We start from the raw sequence: 20884 nt of genomic DNA, 5'->3' as shown, positions 1-20884 counted from the left end.
GTGATATCAGACATGGCTTTCCAGCAAACGTGTGCGCGCCTCTTCGGTACGGACTACCTGATCGGCAGGAATGTAGAAGTCGCGCTTGTAGTTGAACGTATGGATGATGATGGCTGCCAGCATCGCGACGAAGCCCAGGCCGGCCACCAGCCACATTTGCCAGATCAGGGCGAAGCCCATCACGCCGGAGAGCATGGCGATGATGAAGCCGGCCGCCGTGTTGCTCGGCATGTGGATAGGCTGGAAGCCCTTCAGCGGACGGCTGTAGTTGCGCTTCTTCATGTCGGCCCAGGTGTCGTTGTCATACACCATCGGGGTGAACGCGAAGTTGTAGTCCGGCGGCGGCGACGAGGTCGACCATTCCAGCGTGCGGCCATTCCACGGATCGCCGGTGTTGTCGCGCAGCGATTCGCGGCGCAGGTAGCTGACGGCGAACTGCACCAGCATCGAGCCGATGCCGATGGCCACGCAGACCGCGCCGAGCGCGGCGATCTGGAACCAGATCTGCAGCGACGGATCGTCGAAGTGGCTCATGCGGCGGGTCACGCCCATCAGGCCCAGCACGTACAGCGGCATGAAGGCCAGGTAGAAGCCCACCACCCAGAACCAGAACGACATCTTGCCCCAGAACTCGTCGAGCTTGTAGCCGAAGGCTTTCGGGAACCAGTAGTTGATGCCGGCGAACAGGCCGAACAGCACGCCGCCGATGATCACGTTATGGAAGTGAGCGATCAGAAACAGGCTGTTGTGCAGCACGAAGTCGGCCGGTGGCACCGCCAGCAGCACGCCGGTCATGCCGCCGATGACGAAGGTCACCATGAAGGCCACGGTCCACATCATCGGCAGCTCGAAGCGGATGCGGCCGCGATACATCGTGAAGAGCCAGTTGAAGATCTTGGCGCCGGTCGGGATCGAGATGATCATCGTGGTGATGCCGAAGAACGAGTTCACGCTGGCGCCCGAACCCATGGTGAAGAAGTGATGCAGCCACACCAGGTAGGACAGGATGGTGATGACCACGGTCGCATACACCATCGAGGTGTAGCCGAACAGGCGCTTGCCGGAGAAGGTGGACACCACTTCCGAGAAGATGCCGAAGATGGGCAGGACCAGGATGTAGACCTCGGGGTGGCCCCAGATCCAGATCAGGTTCACGTACATCATCGAGTTGCCGCCGAGGTCGTTGGTGAAGAAGTTGGTGCCCACCATGCGGTCCAGGGACAGCATGGCCAGCACCGCGGTCAGCACCGGGAAGGCGGCCACGATCAGCACGTTGGTGCACAGCGAGGTCCAGGTAAAGACCGGCATTTTCATCATGGTCATGCCGGGCGCGCGCATCTTGACGATGGTGGCGATCAGGTTCACGCCCGACAGCAGCGTGCCGACGCCGGCCAGCTGCAGCGACCAGATGTAATAGTCGACCCCGACATCGGGACTGGCCAGGATGCCCGACAGCGGCGGATAGGCCAGCCAGCCGGTCTTGGCGTATTCGCCGACGAACAGGGAAACCATGGTCAGGCCGGCGCCGACCGCCGTCATCCAGAAGCTGAAGTTGTTCAGGAACGGGAAGGCGACGTCGCGCGCGCCGATCTGCAGCGGCACCAGGTAGTTCATGAAGCCCGTCACCAGCGGCATGGCGACGAAAAAGATCATGATCACGCCATGCGCCGTGAAGATCTGGTCATAGTGGTGCGGCGGCAGGAAGCCGGCATTGTCGCCGAAGGCGATCGCCTGCTGCAGGCGCATCATCAGCGCGTCGGCAAAGCCGCGCAGCAGCATCACCAGGCCCAGGATGATGTACATGATGCCGATCTTCTTGTGGTCGATGCTGGTGATCCAGTCGCGCCACAGCGGACCCCACAGGCGGAACTTGGTCAGCAGGGCGAGGAAGGCCGCGCCACCCAGGACGACGGCGGCAAAGGTAACCAGCAGGATGGGCTCGTGATACGGGATCGCTTCCCAGCTCAGCCGGCCGAAGATGAGATCAGTGTGCTCGGTCATGGTGACTTTTCTTGGAATCCATAGAATGTGAAGGCGAAGGCGCGGTGGCCGGACCTGCGTCCGACGACGGCACGGTCGAGTTCTGGTTGCCGGTGATGCCGCCGGCAGGAACCGCCACGCCCGGCGTGTGCTCTTCCTTGCGTACCACGCTGCTCTTTGCCCGCTGCATGTCGGCGGCCATCATCTCGTCCATGCAGACCGCCTTGGGGTCCACGCAGCGGTTGACGATGGCCTTGAACAGGCCCGGGGCGACCGCGCCGTAGCGGCGAACCGGTTCGCGCTCGCTCGGCTGCTCCAGCGACAGGTAACCGTCGCGGCTCAGTTCGCCGCCGGCCGCCTTGGTCTTCTGCACCCAGGCCTTGAAGTCGTCATCGCTCACGCCGTGGTACTTGAAGCGCATGTGCGAGAAGCCGGCGCCGCTGTAGTTGGCCGAGAAGCCGTCGTACACGCCGGGCTTGTTGATCACCGCGTGCAGCTGGGTCTCCATGCCCGGCATCGCGTAGATCTGGCCAGCCAGCGCCGGGATGTAGAACGAGTTCATCACGGTCGATGCGCTGATCTTGAAATTGATCGGCACGTCCACCGGCGTCACCAGCTCATTGACGCTCGCCACGCCCTGCTCCGGATAGATGAACAGCCATTTCCAGTCCAGCGCCACGACCTGCACTTCCAGCGGCTTGACGTTGGCCGCCAGCGGCCGGTTCTCGTCGATGCGCTGCAGCGGGCGGTACGGGTCGAGCAGGTGGGTGCTGATCCAGGTCAGCAGGCCCAGCGCGATGATGATCAGAAGCGGCGCGCCCCAGATCACCAGTTCCAGCTGGGTGGAGTGGTCCCAGTCCGGCTCATAGCGGGCCTTGGTGTTGCTCTTGCGGTAACGCCATGCGAACAGCAGCGTCAACACGATGACGGGAACAATGATCAACAGCATCAGCAGGGTCGATGCGACAACGAGCTGGCCCTGCTGCTTGGCGATGTCGCCGGACGGGTTCATCACCACCATATCGCAACCTGCAAGCAATACGAGTGACAACAAGCCGAGTCCGCGACGAAGATTGGATGGAATCATGCTATGCAATACGGAGGATGGCTGACATGCTACTTTAGCCTTCCCCGGCGTCCTTGCCGATTGGACGTTTTGTCCCACCCCCCTTGCCCGCACCCCGGCACACAGGCTAGGCTCGGGGTATCGGCCACAAAAGGCATTTCAGAAAGAGTCACGTTCATGGCAAAACCGGCAACTTACGACGGGTCCGCCGCCGGCGGTCCGCGCGCTTCCACAGCTGGCGACGACGCCCGCAATATCAATACCCGGGGCAGCCACATCGCTCCCGGCGAAATCGCGATCGGCGTGGTCATCGGCCGCGCATCGGAGTACTTCGACTTCTTCGTCTACGCCATCGCCTCGGTGCTGGTGTTCCCGTCGGTGTTCTTCCCGTTCGCCGACAAGCTGCAGGGCACGCTGTATTCCTTCATCCTGTTTTCCTTTGCCTTCATTGCGCGGCCGATCGGCACCGTGATCTTCATGGCGATCCAGCGCCGCTACAGCCGCGAGGCCAAGCTGACGCTGGCACTGTTCATTCTGGGCCTGTCCACCGCCGGCATCGCCTTCCTGCCGACCTATGCGCGCCTGGGCAGTGCGGCGCTGATCCTCTTGAGCGTGCTGCGCATCGGCCAGGGCCTGGCGCTGGGCGGCTCCTGGGACGGCCTGCCGTCGCTGCTGGCGCTGAACGCGCCGGAAAACAAGCGCGGCTGGTATGCGATGCTGGGCCAGATGGGCGCGCCGGTCGGCTTCATCCTCGCCGGCGGCCTGTTCGCCTTCCTGCTGCACTCGCTGGCCGACAAGGACTTCCTGGAATGGGGCTGGCGCTATCCCTTCTATGTCGCCTTTGCCATCAACGTGGTGGCGCTGTTTGCCCGGCTGCGCCTGGTGTCCACGCCGGAATATGCGCACCTGCTGGACGAGAACGAACTGCAGCCGACCGGCGTGTTTGAAATGGTGGGCTCGCAGGGCCGCAACATCCTGATCGGCGCGCTGGCCGCGCTGGCCAGCTACGCGCTGTTCCACCTGGTCACGGTGTTCCCGCTGTCCTGGATCCAGCTGTACTCGCTGCGCGACGTCGGCGACTTCCTGCTGGTGCAGATCGCCGGCGCAGCCATTGCGCTGGTGTGCGTGATCCTGTCCGGCCTGATCGCCGACCGCTTCGGCCGCCGCAACACCCTGGGCAGCCTGGCGGTGCTGATCGCGGCATTCAGCGCCACGGTGCCGAGCCTGATGAACGGCGGCGAGTTCGGGCAAAACGTGTTCGTGCTGCTGGGCTTTGCGCTGCTGGGCCTGTCTTATGGCCAGGCGGCCGGCGCGGTGACGGCCAACTTCCCGGCCCGCTTCCGCTACACCGGCGCGGCGCTGACCTCGGACCTGGCCTGGCTGGTCGGCGCCGGCTTCGCGCCGCTGGTGGCGCTGGGCCTGTCGGCCCACTTCGGCCTGGCCTATGTCAGCCTGTACCTGCTGTCGGGCGCGGTCGGCTCGCTGGCGGCACTGAGCCTGAACCGCGCGCTGGAAATCAGGAACTAGCAGCACCGGCGCCCGGCGCCGACGCTTCACCCCTCATCAGGCCGGCACTGTCCGGCCTGATGGCGTTTACAGCCCGGCCGGAGCCTCTTCCGGCTTGCCTTTCCAGCAATAAAACCCCTTCCGAAGAATTTTGACCCATGTCAACCGCGCTGCGGGGACGCCTTCCTACCATGGGCGCCAGGCGCCTGCGGCGTTGCGCTTGTCCTGCACCGCCATGCCGCCAGCTTCATCCAACGCTGTCGGCCTCGCGCTCCCATCCCTGAGCGGCGCCGGGCGGCCAGCAGGCTGGGCCGGCCGGCCCCGGGCATGGCCGCGGCGAACGCCGGACCGACTGACTGGGGACCCGTATCGATGGCCATGCTGCATGCTGAAACATCCGCCGCGACGGCAAGCGCCGGCCGTCCGCCTGCCCATCCGCAGGAGGGCCTCACCGGGGCGCAGGCCGCGGCGCGCCTGGAACGCCATGGCTACAACGAGCTTGCCTCGGCCCGGCGGCGCGGCCTTCCCGAGGTGGCGGCGGGCGTGATGCGCGAGCCGATGTTCCTGCTGCTCATCGCCTGCGGCGCCATCTACCTGGTGCTGGGCGACAGGCAGGAAGCGCTGATGCTGCTTGGCTTCGTGTTCGTGGTGATCGGCATCACCCTATTCCAGGAAAACAAGGTGGAACGGGCGCTGGAGGCGCTGCGCAACCTTGCCAGCCCACGCGCAAGGGTGCTGCGCGACGGGGAACTGCGCATCATTCCGGGACGCGAAGTCGTTCCCGACGACATCGTGCTGCTGGCCGAAGGCGACCGTGTTCCAGCCGACGCCGCGCTGCTGGAGACCACCAACCTGATGATCGACGAATCCCTGCTCACCGGCGAATCGGCGCCGGTGAGCAAGCGGCTTGGGATGGCCGGGGCGTTGCCGGCCGCGCAGACCGGCTCTGACAGGCTGGCGCTGGTGTATTCAGGCACGCTGGTCGTGCAGGGAAAGGCAATGGCCAGGGTCACCGGAACCGGGGGAAACACGGCGATCGGCAGGATAGGCCGAGCGCTGTACGACATCGAGCCCGAGGTCACGCGGGTGCAGCGGGAAACGGCCGTGGTCGTCAGGCGGCTTGCCGGCGCCGCGGGCGTCCTGGCGGCGGTCGTGGCGCTCTGGTACGGCGCTGCGCGGGGCGACTGGCTCAACGGACTGCTGGTCGGCCTGACGCTCGCCATGGCCTTGCTGCCGGAAGAGCTGTCGGTGGTGCTGACGATCTTCCTGGGCCTGGGCGGCTGGCGGCTGGCGCAGAAACAGGTGCTGGCGCGGCGCGTGGCGGCCATCGAGATGCTGGGCGCCGCCACCGTGCTGTGCGTCGACAAGACCGGCACGCTGACCGAGAACCGGATGACATTGACCAGGCTCGTGGTCGACGGCCAGTCGGTCGATCTCGCGGACCTGCCCGGCGGCGCGCTGCCCGAGCTGTATCACGAACTGCTCGAGTTCAGCATCCTGGCCAGCCATCGCGATCCCTTCGACCCGATGGAAAAAGCGATCCACAGAAGCGCGCAGGCGACGCTGGCGCAAACCGAGCACCTGCACGGCGACTGGACGCTCCTGAATGAATACCCGCTCTCGCCGGCCCTGCTGGCGATGTCGCGCGTCTGGCGCTCCGACGAGCGCGGGCAGTATGTCGTGGCCGCCAAGGGCGCCCCCGAGGCGATCGCCGACCTCTGCCACCTCGACGCCGCCGCGACAGCCCGGCTCAACCGTGAAGTCGACCTGCTGGCGCGGCAGGGCCTGCGCGTGCTGGGCGTGGCTAGGGCAAGCTTCAGCCCGACCCGGCTGCCGGCGCTGCAGCATGATTTCGCGTTCGAGTTCATCGGCCTGATCGGACTTGCCGACCCGGTGCGCGCAGACGTCCCGGCGGCGATTGCCGAGGCCCTGGCGGCCGGCATCCGCGTGGTGATGATGACCGGCGACTACCAGGAGACCGCCATGCGCATCGCCGACCAGGCAGGACTCGATGCCCACGGCAAGGCAGTCACCGGCGCGGAACTGGACGCGCTGACCGACGCCCAACTGAGCGCACGCATCCGGCATGCGAATGTCTTCTGCCGCGTCGCGCCCGAGCAGAAGCTGCGGCTGGTCAATGCGCTCAAGGCGCACGGCGAGATCGTCGCCATGACCGGTGACGGCGTCAACGACGCCCCGGCGCTGAAGGCGGCCCACATCGGCATCGCCATGGGCGGCCGCGGCACCGACGTGGCGCGGGAAGCGGCTGCCCTGGTGCTGCTCAACGACGATTTCTCCTCCATCGTGAAAGCAGTGCGGCTCGGGCGCCGCATCTTCGACAACCTGCGCAAGGCGATTGCCTTCGTGGTGGCCGTGCACATTCCCATCATCGGCATGTCGCTGATACCGGTGGCACTGGGCTGGCCGCTGGCGCTGATGCCGGCGCACATCCTGTTCCTGCAACTGATCATCGACCCGGCCTGTTCCATCGTCTTCGAAGCCGAGCCCGAGGAAGCCGACGTGATGGCACGGCCGCCGCGTCCGCCAGCGGCCTCCGTATTCGACCGCCATACGCTGGGCCTGGGCTGCCTGCACGGCAGCCTGCTGCTGGCGCTGCTGCTGGCCATCTACGGCTTCATGCTTGCCCATGGCAAGGGCGCGGAGGAAGCGCGTGCGCTGACGTTTTCCACGCTGGTGGTCACCAACCTCGGCCTGATCTTCGTCAACCGTTCCCATACCCGCAAATTGCGCGACACGCTGGTCACGCCGAATGCGGCCTGGTGGTGGATCAGCGGCATCACCCTGCTGTTCCTGGGCCTGGTGCAGGGTGTCCCTTCGCTGCGAGAGCTGTTCCATTTCGACCGCCTGCACTGGGACGATCTCGCTTTTTGCCTCGGCGCCAGCCTGATCATCCTCGGCGTCATGGAAGCCTTGAAGCGGCTCGTGCCCGGGCGGCCCGCCCTGCCCGGCAGCGCGCACTGAAAGACCCAGCCCGCCGCACATCGTTGCCCACCGTTTTTTCAGAAAGGAAACCGTCATGAACGATCAGTCTGCACCTGCCGGCCCCATCGAAGGCAGCGCTTCCGCTGACGCCAGGGTGCTGGTGTGGGACCTCCCGGTCCGGCTGTTCCATTGGCTCACCGTGTTCTGCTTCGCCGGCGCCTACCTCACCGCCGAGAGCGACGACTGGCGCCTGCTGCATGTCACGCTTGGCTATACGATGGGCGGCCTGGTCCTGTTTCGCATCCTCTGGGGCTTCGTCGGCACGCGCTATGCCAGGTTCTCGGACTTCGTGCACGGACCGGCGCAGGTGCGGGCCTACCTGCGCGCGCTGGTGCGCAGGCAACCAGGACGACACTACATTGGACACAATCCCGCCGGCGCCCTGGCCATCGTCGCGCTGATGGCCCTGGCGCTCGCGGTGACCGCCTCCGGCTGGGCGCTCTACCACGAGATGGGCGGCAAGGCGCTGGAGGAAGTCCATGAAGCGGCCGCCAATATCATGCTGGCGCTGGTTGGCCTCCATGTCGCCGCGGTCCTGCTGAGCAGCCGGCTGCATCACGAGAACCTGGTCGCCGCGATGTTCAGCGGCTACAAGTCCGGCAGGCCGGGCGATGCGATCCGGTATGCCTGGCGCAGCGTGGCCGCGCTGATGCTGGTCGCGGTGCTGGGATTCTGGTGGTGGCAATGGCACAGCGCCACCGCCGCGCACGGCGGCCCGCCCGTGTCCATGCTGCAGGCAATCCGGCGCTAGCAGCCCTTTATTGATTTGCGGAGGAGTTCGGGCATTGCCGGCAGCCAACCGCTGCGGAACATGCACCGATCCCGGCAGGGTCCGCCTGCGTATGGGGAAACGCCCTGGCGTTTTGCACTGTGCAAGTGCATTGCAACCGCTGTTGCGCGCCATCCGGGCTGGCATCCCAATTGCTTAACAGACCATGCAGGGAGAACGGGCAGCTGACACTAGTCGCCTTGTTCAGACTGAGGCGCACTAGGGTTCCGGCCGGCGGCAGCAATGTCGCGGGTGACTGGTCCGAGAGTGGGCCGGCTTCGTTCCGACGAGGCTCCACGGAGGGATAAAAGCCCGGGAGAACTTGAGCATGACGTTCTCCCACGCCCATTACCCCAGACCAGGAGCTTTCATGAACGCAGCCGACCGTACCGCCCGCCACGCTTTCCCCGCCAAACGCCTGTTCCTGCGCAGCCTGGCTGCCGGCGCCGCCGCGCTGGCCGTAGGGATGTCCGCCCATGCTGCAACGCCCGTCCTCAATATCGGCACCGTGGTCTGGATAGGCTACGGCCCATTCTATGTGGCCGAGTCGCTCGACCTTTTCAAGAAATACGGCATCAAGGTCAAGCTGCAGCCCTTCGCCGACCCGGCGCTGATCCCGCCGGCGCTCGCCAGCGGCTCGCTGCAGGGCGCCATGCTGACCTACGACCAGGTGATCGGCCAGGTGGCCAAGGGCCAGATGCAGAAGGTGGTGATGCCGATCGACTATTCCAACGGCGGCGACGCCATCGTGGCCGATGCCTCCATCACGAAGATCGCCGATTTCAAGGGCAAGAAGATCGGCTACAACCCGCTGTCGCCGTCGGACTTCCTGCTGTCGTATGCGATGAAGACGGCGGGCCTGGGCGAGAAGGACATCACCCCGGTCAATATGACGCCGGAAGCGGTGCCGGCTGCGATGGCTTCTGGCCAGATGCCGATTGGCGTGACCTATGAGCCCAGCCTGTCGCAGGTGCTGGGCCAGGGCGGCGGCAAGAAGTTCAAGGTGGTGTTTTCGTCCAAGGATGCGCCCGGCCTGATCGCCGACGTGCTGGTGTTCGACGACAAGGCCATCAAGGCCAGTCCGAAGGAAATCTCGGCGGTGATCCAGGGCTACCTCGACGGCATGGCTTACATGAAGGCCAAGCCGGACGAGAGCGCGAAGATCATCGGCAAGTTCATGGGCGTGTCGGCCAAGGAAGCCAAGGAACAGATGGCGGGCGTCTACAACATTCCGCTGGCGGAAATGCCGGCCGCGTTCGAGAAGTCGGCCTCCACCAAGTCCTATCACGCCAGCGGCGAGATCATCGGCGGCCTGCTCAAGGCCAAGGGCCAGATCGGCGCGGTGCCGCCGGCGGAATCCACCTTCGACGGCCAGTTCGTGCGCGCGCTGCAGAAGAAGTAAGCGCATCCCGCCATGCTTCTACGGATGACAACCATGCTGTCACGCACTTTCCGTTATGAGGACGGCGTCGCGCCCAACGTGGCGGCGCTGGCCTTCGTGCTGCTGGGCTTTCCGCTTGGCGTCTGGCTGCTGACCCGGCCCGGCTGGCTGGCCGTGGCCGGCATGCCGCTGCTCACGCTGGCGCTGATCTGGTCGGCCTACTTCATCCACGAGTTCGCCCACCATGCGATCTTCAGGACGCCGCGCGCCAACGAGCGCTGGGGCACGCTGATGAGCTGGATCAATGGCAGCTGCTATGCCACCTTCGCCGACATGCGCAAGAAGCACATGCGCCACCACGTGGAGCGGGCCGACGTGATCACCTTCGACGTGCATGGCTTCCTGCGCAGCCTGCCGGCCTGGCTGCGCGGTATGGTGCTGGCGCTGGAATGGGCCTATGTGCCGGTGGTGGAATTCATCATGCGCGGCTTCGTGATGGCGCTGCCGTTCACGGCCCGTGGGCGCGGCAGGTCGCGCCTGCGCATCGTCGCGATCTTCGCGCTGCGCACGGCCGCCTTTGCCGCGCTGGCCTGGGTGTCGGCCAAGGCGCTGCTGCTGTATGCGCTGTGCTACCTGGTCTTCGTGACGGTGCTGCGCTTTGCCGACTGCTTCCAGCATACCTACGATGCCTACCCGATCCTGGACGACACGCCGGTGCCGGCCGACAAGGTGCGCGACCGCGCCTATGAGCAGGCCAACACCTACAGCGACATCGTCGGCATTGACAGCCGCTGGCTCAACCTGGTCTGGCTCAACTTTGGCTTCCACAACGCCCACCACGAGCGGCCCACGATGCCCTGGCACCAGCTGCCGGCGCAGCATCGCAGGCTCTACGGCGAGCAGCATGCGCAGGTGCTCACGGTGGGCACGCTGCTGAAGAGCTTCCACCGGCACCGGGTGACGCGCGTGCTGTCGCCCGACTACGGCAGCGTGCGCGCGCCGGGCATGCGGGGCCGGGCCGACGGCTTCGTCGGCGCGGTCGGCGTGTCCTTCCTGACGGCGGTGTGATGGGCGCTGCACACGGCATCGCGGCCCCGGCAGCCGCGCCGGCGAGGCTGGCGCTGGCATCGCTGCTGGCCAGCGGCCTGGTCTGGGGGTTGTCATGGTGGCCGCTCAAGCATTTCGCGGCGGCCGGCCTGACCGGCAACCTGGTCGGCATCACCGCCTATGCGCTGGTCGGCCTGGCCGCGCTGCCGGTGCTGTGGCGCGAACGCGCTGCCTGGCGCGGCGAGGGCCGGCTGCTGATGCTGATCGGCCTGTTCTTCGGCGCCGCCAACATTGCCTTCACCAATGCGCTGATGATGGGCGAGGTGGTGCGCGCGATGCTGCTGTTCTACCTGCTGCCGGCCTGGGGCGCGCTCGGCGGCGCGCTGTTCCTGCGCGAGCGCCTGGCGCCGCGCCGGGTCGCGGCGGTGCTGCTGTCGCTGGCCGGGGTGTTCGTGATCCTGGGCGGCGGCGCATCGTCGTTCGGCAATTTCTCGGCGGCCGACGCGGCGGCGCTGGCGGCCGGCCTGTGCTACACCGCGGCCGGCATCGCCAACCGGCGCACCACCCGCATCCCGGTAGCCAGCCGCACCATGGTCAGCTTCATCGGCTGCGCGCTGGTGGCCGGCGCCGGCCAGCTGCTGCTGCCGGCGCCGCTGCCCGCGCCGGGCGCGGCGACCTGGCTGCTGCTGGTGCTGTTCGCCTTCGTCTGGCTGCTCGGCGGCACCCTGCTCACCACCTATGGCGTGACCCACCTGCAGACCAGCCGCGCCTCGGTGCTGCAGGTGGTGGAGCTGCTGGTGGCGGTGGCCTCGGCCATGCTGGTCGGCGGCGAAATGCTGGCATGGAAGGAATGGACAGGCGGCGCCATGGTGGTGGCCGCCACGCTGCTGGAAGCCGGCGGCGACGATGAGGAAGGAGCATCCCATGCATGATCCCCTGCGCACTGCCCTGCTGGTCATCGACATGCAGCGCGACTTCTGCGACCCCGCCGGCTATGCCGCGCAGGCTGGCCTGGATGTGGCACGGCTGGCCTCGGTGTCCGCCAACATCGCCCGGCTGATCGCCGCCGCCCGGGACGCCGGTACGCCGGTGATCTATACCCGCGAAGGCCACCTGCCCGACCTGTCGGACTGCACGCCGGCCAAGCTGCAGCGCAGCCGGGCCGCCGGCGCCGAGATCGGCAGCCGTGGCCCGCTGGGACGGCTGCTGGTGCGCGGCGAGCCTGGCCACGGCATCATCGACGCCCTGCGTCCCGCGCCCGGCGAAATCGTGATCGACAAGCCCGGCTACGGCGCGTTCTACCGAACCGGCCTGCAGACCGTGCTGGAACGAATGGGCGTAGCGCGGCTGCTGCTGTGCGGCGTCACCACCGAGGTCTGCGTGCATTCGACGCTGCGCGAGGCGGTGGACCGGGGCTACGACTGCATCACCGTCGCCGACGCCTGCGCCGCCAGCGAGCCCGCGCTGCAGCAGCCGGCGCTGGCGATGATCGCGGTGGAAGGCGGCATCCTCGGCACGGTCGCCGGCAGCGCGCACTGCCTGGCGATGCTGGCGGAGCGGGAAGCGGCATGGGAGGCGACATGAAGCGCGCCAACCGTATCTGGCCGCTGCTGACCGCGACCCATCGCTATGACAAGTCGATCTCCACCCACGGCCGCGGCATGGGCCAGATGATCGAAGCGCCTATCCTCGCCTACCTGATCGAAACGCCCAACGGCCGCATCCTGTACGACGTCGGCTGCGACTACCGCAAGATCCATGACCCAGCGCTGCGGGCGCGCTATTACGATCCGGCCACCTTCGCATTCGGCGCGCCCGAGATGGCGCCTGAACAGCGCCTGCCGCGGCATCTGGCGCGCATGGGACTGGCGCCGGCAGACATCGACCTGATCTTCATCGGCCACCTGCATTTCGACCATGCCGGCGGCCTGGGCGAGCTGCGCGCCTGCGGCTGCGGCGCCGAGGTGCATGTGCAGCAGGCCGAACTCGACGCCGCTGACAGCGGCGAGGACGGCGTGTATTTCACCCACGACTTCCGCGGTCACGGCCCGTTCTGCGTGCAGGACGGCGAATACCAGGTGGCCGGCGGCGTGCGCGCCGTCGCCACCCCCGGCCATACCGCCGGCCACATGTCGATGTGGATCGAACTGCCGAAAGGCCCGCCGGTGATCCTGGCCGGCGACGCCGCCGACCTGACCGAGAACATCGAGGACGAGGTCGCGCCCGGCGGCTGCTGGCGCGGCGGCTATGCCCAGGCCGAGGACAGCATCCGCAAGTTGAAGGCGCTGGCGCGGGAACAGGGCGGCGTGATCTGGCCCAACCACGACATGGCCTTCTACAACGGCCTGCGCCGCTTTCCGGGATGCCACGAATGAGGCCGGCGATGTTGCCGGTGCCGGCGCGCTACCGCGGCCTGTGGCGCCGCACGCTGCTGCAGGCCGGCAGCCTGCGCGACACCGCCAGCACGGTCTACTGGCTGCAGACGGAACACTGGCATGCCGACATCCGCATTCCCGCCGGCCGCCCGTCGTTCGACGGCGTTACTTCGCTGGCGCAATGCAGTCAGGTGCAGCGACTCTTCCTGGCCAGGCAGCAGGGATTCCACGGGCTGACCGAAGTCGATACCGGCGCCGGGCCCGACATCTGCCGCTGGCACAGGCTGGCGGACTTCCAGCCGCCGGCATCGTCGCCCGATGCCGGCGCGCTGCGCCTGGATGGCGAGCTTCTGGTGGAAACCGGCCTGCACGACGATTACCTGGAACACTGGGAACGGCTGTCCGGCAGCGATCGGGACACCATGGTTCTGGCGCATGATCCGTCCAACGGCACCTTGCTGCTGCGCGCGGGCGGGTGGGCGATGCGCGTCGTTCCGCGCCGCGCTTGCTGGCCTGACGGATTGCCGGCGGGCACGTCCCTGGAAGCCGTGATGGCCGCCGGCGACGCGCAGGCAACCGCGCTGCTCGACTTCGAGATATCACTGGTGAAAATAACCGATATAGGCTGGACCGTACAGCATTCCACCTTGCCCTGGCTGGAAGGGAGCGTTATGCTCCTTCCTAACTTCTGAGCAAGAACCAGCGACAGAGTCATATACGTTTCCATGATAATTGTTAACACACATGGGAATTGGAAATAGTGATAGGTAAGGCCTATATTCTTCCCATCGACAACGCAAGTTAAGGAAGAACAACATGACCGCTATCACTCACTCCCACGCTGGTTTCAACGCCCCTGCCGCTACCCGTACCGTCAAGGCAGCCAAGGCTGGCGCCGGCTTCTCCGCCAAGGAATTCTTCGCGATGCTGCAGCAGAGCTTTGCGATGACCCGCGCCATTCCGGACGTCGGCCGCATCAGCGCCAAGGATGTCGCCAAGGTCCGCGCCATGCTGGTGGACGCGAAGTAATTAAACTGCAAAGCAGGCAGCGCGGCGTCGCCTGCCTGCAGCCCGCCCTGCATGGCGGGCAGTCGTCGAGATACCGTTGACGTATCGTTGAAGTACCGTTGGAAATACTGTTGCAGGAAGCGGAGTCCTCAGCCTGTTGCCTGAAGCAGCAGATGGCCCGCTGCTGATTGATGATTGACCGTAGCCCAAAACGCGACGGCGGCGACTATTCGCCGCCGTCGCGTTTTGCTTTCATTCGGCTGCGCTACCAACTCGGTGCTGATGTCGCCGAAGCAAACGTGGCCTGGGTGGAGCGCAGAGAGTGTGAAAGTATTCCTTTACAGGTACTTTGCAAAATTTCTGCAATGCGTGGCATGAGTGTGAAGCCATGACGAGGCGCCATGAGTCGCTGCTACAAGAACGGAGTGGACAAACCGGTACCAGTCGCCTGGTATTGCTGACGGACCAACTGCAAATGCCCGCCGATCTGATTGCGCTGGCGTACCGCTATCGATGGAGCATCGAGTCATTCTTCCGCTGGTTCGAGAACGGCAACGGCAACTGACGCTTCACAAGCAACGGCAACGGCAAGTGCTACTGCTACCGCAACTCAGCGGCTCCCCTATGTGCAATGCCCTGCCGGATGTTGCCCCATAAAAAGCTGCAACTTGTAAGGGCGCGGATTGTCTGGACATGCTCCCCGGCCTCATGCCCACACCTTCACCAGCGCCGCCGCCTCCTCCACCAGAAAACCCTTCAGCGCCTCGGCCGCAGGCGACAGCCGCCTTGCCCCGAGGTGGGTCACATACCACTGCCGTATCACCGGCAAGCCCACAATGTCGAGCAAGGCCAGGTGACCCGATGCCAGCTCATGGCGCACCGTGCGCAGCGACAGGAAGGCCATGCCCATGCCGGCCATCACCGCCTGCTTGATGGTTTCATTGCTGGGCATCTCCATCACTACTCGCGGCGTGACGCCATGCTCGGCGAAAACCGCCTCCATCGTGCTGCGGGTGCCCGAGCCCTGCTCCCGCACCACGAAGTCCTGGCCATCAAGCACCGACATCGCGGCGCCGCGCCGGCGCGACAGCGGATGGTCGGGCGCGCATACCACGCCCATCGGATTGGTGGCGAACTCGGTGGAGCAGCAGTCCAGCCCCTGCGGCGCCCTTCCCATGATCACCAGGTCGATTTCATTGCGCGCCAGCAGCTTCATCATGCTTTCCCGGTTATGGATCTGCAGCGTGATCGCGATGTCGGGAAACTTCTTGCGAAACCGCATCAGCAGCATCGGCATGAAGTACTTGGTGGTGCTGACCACTGCAAGGTCGACCTTGCCATGCTTCAAGCCACGCTGGGAGGCCACCAGATCGTCCAGCTCCTTCAGGCGTGCCAGCGCCGCAGCCGCGCAGCGCTCCACCTCGCGCCCTGCATCGGTCAGTTGCACACGGCGGCCAATGACTTCCACCAAAGGTAGGCCCAGGCTTTCCTCCAGCTGGCGCAACTGCATCGATACCGCCGGCTGGGTTACATGCAGGCGGTCTGCGGCGCGCGAAACCGATTCGCTGCGGGCCACCTCCAGGAAGGTGTCGAGTTGCCTCAGGGTATAGCGTCGCATGATGTATCAGTTTTTCCTGATGCGTGGACTCGCATTGTTGATTAGACCTTATCGAATGCCCCTTGTACATTGGCTTCAACGGACCTGCGGACCAATCGGCATGACGGTTGTGCTGCCGCAAGCCCCGGCCCCGAAACATTCACAAAAGGCGCAAGCCGCGTACAGGAGATGGCAATGGGTGCAAGTGAGCTGCAGCAAATTACGGACCAGAAGAAACGCTACTCGGCGGGCGTGCTGAAATATGCCCAGATGGGTTACTGGGACAGCGACTACCAGCCGAAGGAGACCGACGTGCTGGCGCTGTTTCGCATCACGCCGCAGGACGGCGTCGACCCGATCGAGGCCGCTGCCGCAGTGGCCGGCGAATCTTCCACCGCTACCTGGACCGTAGTCTGGACCGACCGGCTCACTGCCTGCGACATGTACCGCGCCAAGGCCTACCGCGTCGATCCCGTGCCGAACAACCCCGGCCAGTACTTCTGCTACGTCGCCTATGACCTGTCTCTGTTCGAGGAAGGTTCGATCACCAATGTGGCCGCCTCCATCATCGGCAATGTGTTCAGCTTCAAGCCGCTGAAGGCGGCGCGGCTGGAAGACATGCAGTTCCCTGTGGCGTATATCAAGACCTTCGCCGGCCCGCCGACCGGCATCGTGGTCGAGCGCGAGCGGCTGGACAAGTTCGGCCGGCCGCTGCTGGGCGCCACCACCAAGCCCAAGCTCGGGCTGTCGGCCCGCAACTATGGCCGGGTGGTGTACGAAGGACTGAAGGGCGGCCTGGACTTCATGAAGGATGACGAGAACATCAACTCCCAGCCCTTCATGCACTGGCGCGACCGCTTCCTGTGCGTGATGGACGGCGTCAACCGGGCGTCGGCCGCCACCGGGGAGATCAAGGGCAGCTATCTCAATATCACCGCCGGCACCATGGAAGAGATGTACCGGCGCGCCGAGTTCGCGAAGGAACTGGGCTCGGTGATCGTGATGATCGACCTGGTGGTGGGCTATACCGCAATCCAGTCGATGTCTCACTGGTGCCGCCAGAACGACATGATCCTTCACCTGCACCGCGCCGGCCATGGCACCTACACCCGGCAGAAGAACCATGGCGTGTCGTTCCGGGTGATCGCCAAATGGATGCGCCTGGCCGGGGTGGACCATATCCATGCCGGCACCGCGGTGGGCAAGCTGGAAGGCGACCCGATGACGGTGCAGGGCTATTACAACGTCTGCCGCGACGCGAAGACCACGGTCGACCTGCCGCGCGGCATCTACTTCGACCAGGACTGGGCCGCCCTGCGCAAGGTGATGCCGGTGGCCTCGGGCGGCATCCATGCGGGCCAGATGCACCAGCTGCTGGACCTGTTCGGCGACGACGTGGTGCTGCAGTTCGGCGGCGGCACCATCGGCCATCCGCAGGGCATACAGGCCGGCGCCACCGCCAACCGGGTGGCGCTGGAAGCGATGGTGCTGGCGCGCAATGAAGGCCGCGACATCCGCAACGAGGGGCCGGACATCCTGCGCGAGGCCGCCAGGTGGTGCAGCCCGTTGAAGGCGGCGCTCGACACCTGGGGCGACATCACCTTCAACTACACGCCGACCGACAGCTCGGACTTCGTGCCCACCGCGTCGGTCGCCTGACTAACTACCGGCACGACTGCACGACACCAGGAACCCAACGAAAGAGGACATCATGCGCATCACCCAAGGCACCTTCTCCTTCCTACCCGATCTTTCCGACGAGCAGATCATCAAGCAGCTCGACTACTGCCTGGCTAGGGGCTGGGCGGTCGGCACTGAATACACCGACGACCCGCATCCGCGCAACGTCTACTGGGAAATGTTCGGCAACCCGATGTTCGACCTGCACGACGCGGCCGGCATCATGCTGGAGTTGAACAGCTGCCGCAAGACCTATCCGGCCCATTACATCCGCGTCACCGCCTTCGACTCCACCCATACGGTGGAGAGCGTGGTGTTGTCCTTCATCGTCCAGCGGCCGCAGCGGGAGCCCGGCTTCCGGCTGGTGCGGCAGGAGATCAACGGCCGCTCGATGCGCTACAGCATCGAGAGCTATGCCACCCAGTCGCAGCCGGAAGGCGCGCGCTATCAATAGGCCAGGGAGGCATCATGACCGTGATCGACACGCCCGTGGCACCCCACACGCCGGCGCAGACGGATGCCGCCGTCCCGGGCTCCCTGGCATCCGCGCTGGCCGCTTCCGGCATCGCCGACCTGCTGGCCCAGCTGGAACGCGAGCTGGTGGGGCTGGCGCCGGTGAAGTCGCGCATTCGTGACATTGCCGCGCTGTTGCTGGTGGACCGGCTGCGCCAGGACCGCGGCCTGTCGGCTTCCCCGCCCAGCCTGCACATGTGCTTCACCGGCAATCCCGGCACCGGCAAGACCACGGTGGCCATGCGCATGGCGCAGATCCTGCACCGGCTCGGCTATGTGCGGCGCGGCCATCTGGTGGCGGTGACCCGCGACGACCTGGTGGGCCAGTACATCGGCCACACCGCGCCCAAGACCCGCGAGGTGCTGAAGAAGGCGATGGGCGGCGTGCTGTTCATCGACGAGGCCTATTACCTGTACCGGCCGGAAAACGAGCGCGACTATGGCCAGGAAGCGATCGAGATCCTGCTGCAGATCATGGAAAACCAGCGCGACGACCTGGTGGTGATCCTGGCCGGCTACAAGGACAGGATGGACCGTTTCTTCGAGTCCAACCCCGGCATGTCCTCGCGCATTGCCCACCATATCGACTTCCCGGACTACGGCGCCGGCGAGCTGGAGCGCATCGCGGAGCTGATGCTGAAAGACATGCAGTACCGCTTCGACGACCAGGCCGGGGACGTGTTCCGCCAGTACCTGCAGCGGCGCATGACGATGCCGCATTTCGCCAACGCGCGCAGCGTACGCAATGCGCTGGACCGCGCCAGGCTGCGCCACGCATCGCGCCTGCTGGCCGCCGGCGGCGACATCGACGACGAGGCGCTGGTCACCATCACCGCGCCCGACCTGCTGGCCAGCCGGGTGTTTGCAGACAACCCGGCGCTGCCGGAAAGCGCACAGGAGACATCATGCTGCAAGCCCTGATCTTCGATGTGGACGGCACGCTCGCCGACACAGAGAGCGCGCATCGCGCCGCCTTCAATGCCGCGTTTGCCGAGACCGGACTCGACTGGCACTGGTCGGAAGCGCTCTACACCAGGCTGCTCGACGTGGCCGGCGGCAAGGAGCGCATCGCCCATTACTGGCGCAGCCTGGACCCGCTGCACGCGGCGAGAAGCGGCGAGACGATCAACCGCATCCATGCCATCAAGACCCGCATCTATGAAGCGCAGGTCAGCGGCGGCAGGCTGCCGCTGCGGCCCGGCGTCGAGCGGCTGATCACCGAGGCGGCACAGGCCGGCCTGCCGATGGCGATCGCCACCACTACCACGCCGGTCAATGTGGACGCGCTGCTGCGCGAACCGCTGGGCCGCAACTGGCGCCGGCTGTTCGCCGCGGTCTGCGACGCCGGCACCACGCAGCGCAAGAAGCCCGCGCCCGATGTGTATTTCGCCGCGCTGCATGCGCTGGGCCTGCCGGGCTATGGCTGCATTGCCTTCGAGGATTCCGCGAATGGCCTCGCCGCCGCAAGCGCGGCCGGCATCCCGGCCATCGTCACGCCCACCGCCTACACCGCGCTGCACTCCTTCAGCGACGCGCTGCTGGTGCTGCCGCATCTTGGCGACCCCGCGCATCCGCTGGCACAGCGCATTCCCGGCGCCGACCACCGCTGGGTCGACCTGGCGGCGCTGACGCGCTGGCATGAAGGCACCCTGTTCGAGGCCAGCTGAGATGGGCGCCCCGATTCGCATTGCGCCCTCCATCCTGTCGGCCGACTTCGCGCGACTGGGGCCGACGTCATCACCTTGGATCCGGAAGCCAGCCAGCATTCGGACCATCTGGACCGGACGCTGGGCATGGTTCCTGATTACGGCTGCCGCGCCTGGCGAGGATGGTGGTCATGACGGCAGGTGCTTTCCCGACAGAAAACGACAACAGGAGACAGAAGATGAACCCGGACATGCGCATCACCCTGACCCAGTTCCTGATCGAGGAACGGCGCCGCTTTCCCGGCGCCAGCGGCGACTTCAACAGCCTGCTGCTCAATGTCGCACTGTGCTGCAAGCGCATCGCCCGCAAGGTTGCCGCCGGCGCGCTGGGCGGTGTGCTGGGCGACGCGAGGGCGGTCAATGTGCAGGGCGAATCCCAGCAGAAGCTGGACCTGATCAGCAACGCCCTGTTCATCGAAGGCAACAACTGGGGCGGCTACCTGGCCGGCATGGCTTCTGAGGAGATGGATGAACCCTATCAAATACCGGATTGCTACCCGAAGGGCCGCTATCTGCTGCTGTTCGACCCGCTGGACGGCTCGTCGAACATTGACGTGAATGTATCGGTAGGGAGCATATTTTCGGTGCTGCGTGCGCCGGAAACGGAACAGCCTGTGACAGAGCGCGACTTCCTGCAGCCCGGCGCCCGGCAGGTCGCGGCCGGCTATGCGATCTATGGCCCGACCACGATGCTGGTGCTGACCGTGGGCAATGGCGTGAACGGCTTCACGCTCTGCCCGCAGCTGGGCGAGTTCATGCTGACCCATCCGCGCCTGTGCGTGCCGGCCGACACCAGCGAATTCGCAATCAACGCTTCCAACAGCCGTTTCTGGGAAGAGCCGGTGAAGCGCTACGTGAATGAATGCATGGCCGGCCGCACCGGCAGCCGCGGCCGCGACTTCAACATGCGCTGGATTGCCTCCATGGTGGCCGAGGCGCACCGCATCCTGATGCGCGGCGGCGTCTTCCTGTATCCGCGCGACAGCAAGGACAGCCGCATGCCCGGCCGGCTGCGCCTGCTGTATGAAGCCAATCCGATCGGCTTCGTGATCGAGCAGGCTGGCGGCCGCGCCAGCACCGGCCGCCAGCCGGTGATGGATGTGGCGCCCTCCGCGCTGCACCAGCGGGTCGGCCTGATCTTCGGCTCGCGCCACGAGGTCGAGCTGATCGAGCGTTATCACAACGCGCCGCCGCCGATGGAGCTGCCCGAGCCGCTGTTCTGCGAGCGCAGCCTGTTCCGCACCCCCGCCTGA

At 65.9% G+C, this 20884-nt stretch carries 20 protein-coding genes and 1 riboswitch; of the genes, 17 read left to right on the top strand and 3 right to left on the bottom strand.

Annotated features, from left to right (window positions below):
• Positions 1-6: 6 nt before the first annotated feature.
• Positions 7-2001 (bottom strand): cytochrome o ubiquinol oxidase subunit I, encoded by a 1995-nt coding sequence (cyoB, locus tag ABC383_RS21260; RefSeq protein WP_413016974.1) that lies wholly within the window; start codon positions 1999-2001, stop codon positions 7-9.
• Entirely contained in the window at positions 1985-3067 is a 1083-nt protein-coding gene (cyoA, locus tag ABC383_RS21255) for a ubiquinol oxidase subunit II (RefSeq protein ID WP_413016972.1), read from the bottom strand. The genes cyoB and cyoA overlap by 17 nt, the downstream gene beginning before the upstream one ends.
• A gap of 156 nt (positions 3068-3223) precedes the next feature.
• Here cyoA and ABC383_RS21250 point away from each other — a divergent pair, with 156 nt between their 5' ends.
• The 12 genes from ABC383_RS21250 (at position 3224) to ABC383_RS21195 (ending at position 14700) form a co-directional block, all read left to right on the top strand.
• Positions 3224-4573: an MFS transporter gene (locus ABC383_RS21250; protein ID WP_413016970.1), complete on the top strand. Its 1350-nt coding sequence runs from the start codon at positions 3224-3226 to the stop codon at positions 4571-4573.
• Positions 4574-4879: 306 nt separating this feature from the next.
• Positions 4880-7534 (top strand): cation-translocating P-type ATPase, encoded by a 2655-nt coding sequence (locus tag ABC383_RS21245; protein WP_413016968.1) that lies wholly within the window; start codon positions 4880-4882, stop codon positions 7532-7534.
• A gap of 55 nt (positions 7535-7589) precedes the next feature.
• Complete coding sequence (locus ABC383_RS21240) at positions 7590-8306, top strand: cytochrome b/b6 domain-containing protein (protein WP_413016966.1); 717 nt, start codon at positions 7590-7592, stop codon at positions 8304-8306.
• A gap of 226 nt (positions 8307-8532) precedes the next feature.
• Positions 8533-8645, top strand: a riboswitch (guanidine-I (ykkC/yxkD leader).
• Between the two features lie 49 nt (positions 8646-8694).
• Complete coding sequence (locus tag ABC383_RS21235; RefSeq protein WP_413016964.1) at positions 8695-9726, top strand: ABC transporter substrate-binding protein; 1032 nt, start codon at positions 8695-8697, stop codon at positions 9724-9726.
• Positions 9727-9759: 33 nt separating this feature from the next.
• Positions 9760-10773, top strand: coding sequence for a fatty acid desaturase family protein (locus ABC383_RS21230; protein WP_413016962.1), 1014 nt, complete (start codon positions 9760-9762; stop codon positions 10771-10773).
• Complete coding sequence (locus ABC383_RS21225; RefSeq protein ID WP_413016960.1) at positions 10773-11684, top strand: DMT family transporter; 912 nt, start codon at positions 10773-10775, stop codon at positions 11682-11684. The genes ABC383_RS21230 and ABC383_RS21225 overlap by 1 nt, the downstream gene beginning before the upstream one ends.
• Positions 11677-12336 (top strand): cysteine hydrolase family protein, encoded by a 660-nt coding sequence (locus ABC383_RS21220; protein ID WP_413016958.1) that lies wholly within the window; start codon positions 11677-11679, stop codon positions 12334-12336. Before ABC383_RS21225 ends, ABC383_RS21220 begins: the two co-directional genes overlap by 8 nt.
• The gene (locus ABC383_RS21215) at positions 12333-13127 is read left to right on the top strand and encodes an N-acyl homoserine lactonase family protein (RefSeq protein WP_413016956.1); all 795 of its coding nucleotides are present in this window, start codon (positions 12333-12335) and stop codon (positions 13125-13127) included. Before ABC383_RS21220 ends, ABC383_RS21215 begins: the two co-directional genes overlap by 4 nt.
• Positions 13124-13819 (top strand): hypothetical protein, encoded by a 696-nt coding sequence (locus ABC383_RS21210; protein WP_413016954.1) that lies wholly within the window; start codon positions 13124-13126, stop codon positions 13817-13819. The genes ABC383_RS21215 and ABC383_RS21210 overlap by 4 nt, the downstream gene beginning before the upstream one ends.
• 124 nt (positions 13820-13943) lie before the next feature.
• Complete coding sequence (locus ABC383_RS21205; RefSeq protein ID WP_413016952.1) at positions 13944-14156, top strand: hypothetical protein; 213 nt, start codon at positions 13944-13946, stop codon at positions 14154-14156.
• A gap of 170 nt (positions 14157-14326) precedes the next feature.
• Complete coding sequence (locus tag ABC383_RS21200; protein ID WP_413016950.1) at positions 14327-14527, top strand: hypothetical protein; 201 nt, start codon at positions 14327-14329, stop codon at positions 14525-14527.
• Positions 14524-14700 carry a transposase gene (locus ABC383_RS21195; protein ID WP_413016948.1) on the top strand — a complete coding sequence of 59 codons (177 nt, stop codon included), beginning with the start codon at positions 14524-14526 and terminating at the stop codon, positions 14698-14700. The genes ABC383_RS21200 and ABC383_RS21195 overlap by 4 nt, the downstream gene beginning before the upstream one ends.
• A gap of 141 nt (positions 14701-14841) precedes the next feature.
• On the opposite strand, the gene ABC383_RS21190 is transcribed toward ABC383_RS21195, so the two are convergent.
• Positions 14842-15753, bottom strand: coding sequence for a LysR family transcriptional regulator (locus ABC383_RS21190; RefSeq protein ID WP_413016946.1), 912 nt, complete (start codon positions 15751-15753; stop codon positions 14842-14844).
• A 174-nt stretch (positions 15754-15927) separates the two neighbouring features.
• On the opposite strand from ABC383_RS21190, the gene ABC383_RS21185 reads away from it, so the two are divergent.
• The 5 genes from ABC383_RS21185 to ABC383_RS21165 all read left to right on the top strand — a co-directional run bounded on the left by ABC383_RS21185 (position 15928) and on the right by ABC383_RS21165 (position 20884).
• A complete protein-coding gene (locus ABC383_RS21185; RefSeq protein ID WP_413016944.1) occupies positions 15928-17391 on the top strand; it encodes a form I ribulose bisphosphate carboxylase large subunit in 1464 nt (487 codons plus the stop codon).
• 52 nt (positions 17392-17443) lie between these two features.
• The gene (locus tag ABC383_RS21180; RefSeq protein WP_413016943.1) at positions 17444-17866 is read left to right on the top strand and encodes a ribulose bisphosphate carboxylase small subunit; all 423 of its coding nucleotides are present in this window, start codon (positions 17444-17446) and stop codon (positions 17864-17866) included.
• Between the two features lie 14 nt (positions 17867-17880).
• Entirely contained in the window at positions 17881-18846 is a 966-nt protein-coding gene (gene cbbX / locus ABC383_RS21175; protein WP_413016942.1) for a CbbX protein, read from the top strand.
• The gene (locus ABC383_RS21170; RefSeq protein ID WP_413017390.1) at positions 18834-19592 is read left to right on the top strand and encodes an HAD-IA family hydrolase; all 759 of its coding nucleotides are present in this window, start codon (positions 18834-18836) and stop codon (positions 19590-19592) included. The genes cbbX and ABC383_RS21170 overlap by 13 nt, the downstream gene beginning before the upstream one ends.
• 218 nt (positions 19593-19810) lie before the next feature.
• The gene (locus ABC383_RS21165) at positions 19811-20884 is read left to right on the top strand and encodes a class 1 fructose-bisphosphatase (RefSeq protein WP_413016940.1); all 1074 of its coding nucleotides are present in this window, start codon (positions 19811-19813) and stop codon (positions 20882-20884) included.

This window comes from Noviherbaspirillum phoenicis, assembly GCF_047237965.1.
In the GTDB taxonomy this organism is placed as follows: Bacteria; Pseudomonadota; Gammaproteobacteria; order Burkholderiales; family Burkholderiaceae_D; genus Noviherbaspirillum_A.
Note: the sequence above shows the minus strand (reverse complement) of the source record. Positions and strands in the feature narration are given on the sequence as shown.